Source organism: Chitinophaga sp. GbtcB8, assembly GCF_019091455.1.
Taxonomy (GTDB): Bacteria; Bacteroidota; Bacteroidia; order Chitinophagales; family Chitinophagaceae; genus Chitinophaga.
Map to the genome: position 1 here is coordinate 1 of NZ_JAGXJN010000123.1, position 300 is coordinate 300.

The 300-nt window shown below is 51.0% G+C and carries 1 protein-coding gene; it reads right to left on the reverse strand.

Annotated elements, in window-relative coordinates; translation table 11 throughout:
* Nucleotides 1-112: 112 nt before the first annotated feature.
* A partial coding sequence (locus KVT36_RS31640) for a hypothetical protein (protein WP_217607418.1) occupies nucleotides 113-300 on the reverse strand: 188 nt, incomplete at its 5' end.

A 300-nucleotide genomic window follows, 5' to 3' on the forward strand; every position in this document is an offset into this window, starting at 1 on the left:
CGTTATAGGTCCGGTTAATGTTGTGCAATAAAATGGTGCGTGACTGTCCGGCAGGCACCACTACGGGGGATGCATAACGTTCCCAGCGGTTTACATTACCATGGTCCAGCATTTAACCGGTTTGTGATAACAGCTGGTAGTGGTTATTGGTACCGGCATACCAGTACATAAAGTCGTGCCAGCCGGTAAAGAAGGTGAGGCTGCTGACTTTCAGGCCGGTATTGCGGATGGTGAAATTCAGCCAGCAGTTATGCGGCTGTTTGTTATACCTGGGCTGTGGGTGGAACAGTCCGGGCTGAT